3 protein-coding genes are annotated in these 1655 nt (G+C 50.2%); all 3 read right to left on the reverse strand.

Annotated elements, in window-relative coordinates; genetic code table 11:
- Window positions 1-407: 407 nt before the first annotated feature.
- Window positions 408-872, reverse strand: coding sequence for a hypothetical protein (locus PMI12_RS29010; protein ID WP_157632286.1), 465 nt, complete (start codon window positions 870-872; stop codon window positions 408-410).
- An 8-nt stretch (window positions 873-880) separates the two neighbouring features.
- The gene (locus tag PMI12_RS29695; protein ID WP_443261192.1) at window positions 881-1282 is read right to left on the reverse strand and encodes a hypothetical protein; all 402 of its coding nucleotides are present in this window, start codon (window positions 1280-1282) and stop codon (window positions 881-883) included.
- Window positions 1246-1655, reverse strand: a 410-nt coding sequence (locus PMI12_RS29520) for an RHS repeat domain-containing protein (protein ID WP_007838669.1), incomplete at its 5' end; no start/stop codon positions are given. The genes PMI12_RS29520 and PMI12_RS29695, both read right to left, overlap by 37 nt.

Genomic DNA, 1655 nt, shown 5'->3' on the forward strand with positions numbered 1-1655 from the left:
TCGGTCGCCGCCGTCATGCGGTTGAAGCCGTCCCATGCGAAGACGGTGCGCCAGCCGTTGCGTACGCGCTCGGCCATGTTGCCGCGTTCGTCGTAGCGGTAGCTGGGGTAGGCTTAATTCCTCAGGAGGTTATCTAAAAATGGCTATGCCCGCGGCCGCATCGTTCTGCGCCGAATTCTAGATATTCAACCTCAAATTTCCAATACAAATATGGCGCAAACACTGCATTCGCAGCCAAAATACGCGAAAACTTAATCACTTTTTTCCGCATTCGGCAGCATCTTTTAGAAAAATTAAATCAGCATTAAAATTTTCGAAAGATCAATCGCAATTCGATGAAAAATCGCTTACCCTCGAAATCTTCGTTTTCTACCAGTCGACGAGCGCCAAAAAATTCCTGCAAGCACTTAACTCCAAGGCGCCTTCTCTTCATCCACAAAAAGCCACTGATAGAGAGGTTTTGAGTATTTTTTTGCTTGAGGAACAAGGAAATCTAGAGTTTTAGCATCAAGCAGAGACACACCATGAGATTCAATCACATTAATCAACTCAAGCTCAGCTTCATCATGAGTGAACTCTCGCACAATAGGCTTAGACGTCGAGCCATCCAAATGCATTCGAGCCAAAAAAGCAAAAGGCGCGATCATTGAAATTCTGAAAAGAAAATCATTACCCAGCGAAAAAGATAGAACATAGCCAAAACTCACGTCATAATTTTCATCGGTATCTTCTTTTAAAACAAATTTCTTGCACATCTCATCCATCATTTGCTGATAAGGTTTTTTTTCAACCTCATCCAACACAAAAGAATAGTCAGGAGCCTCAAGACTTCCGAATTTTCTTTCCAATACCCTAATCCATTTTATTTCCATTTTTTCCTCTATGGTGTTTCGGGGCCGGCAGGGTGCCCGTGAATTTTTCCTTTAGAGTCTTGATGAACTCTTACTTTGCTCTGAGTTCCTCCTTTGGCCCCCTCGCCAATTGGCATTCCAAACTCGAAGTCCTTCACTCCAGGTCTACCCGGCACTTGCGTTCCATTCGCCCACGCCTCATCTGTGTATTTGATAGCGGCATTCCAATCGCAAAAACAAGATGTCGGCTTCCCGGCATTCACCCGGTTGTCGTATTGCGGCGTCCCCTTCACATGGCCCGCTTGTTTCTGCAATGAGATATGGGGCGGCACGCGAGGCTGTAACCCCAAGGGATCAATCCATTCAGTGGTGTTCAGCGCGTAAGCATGCAGGTTTATCCCGCCAGCCAAAGCGATTGGATCACTTGACACAAACCGCCCCGCTCGGGGGTCGTAGTAACGGTGACGGTGTGCAACCCCGTCTCTTCATCCCAGTACTGCCCCTGAAACCGAATCGGATTCCTGAACCCCGCCCTTCTCCCAGCCTCGCTGATCGCCTCCCGCGCCTCCCCCCACGCCTTGTACTGCGCCGACCACGCAATGCTGCCCTCATGGTCTGTCAGTTCCTGCGGCGTGCCCAGGTGGTCGCACTGGTAGAACGCCATCTCCCTCCTGTCGAACGCCCGCGGCACCTGCCTTTGCTCGCCATTCCACAGCGGATCCTGCTCGATGTCATAGATGCCCCCGTTGGCCTCCATCAGCGCCTTCACATCCGTCGTCTCGCTCAGCGCCATCGCGCTCGCAC

This window comes from Variovorax sp. CF313, from assembly GCF_000282635.1.
GTDB lineage: Bacteria > Pseudomonadota > Gammaproteobacteria > Burkholderiales > Burkholderiaceae_C > Variovorax.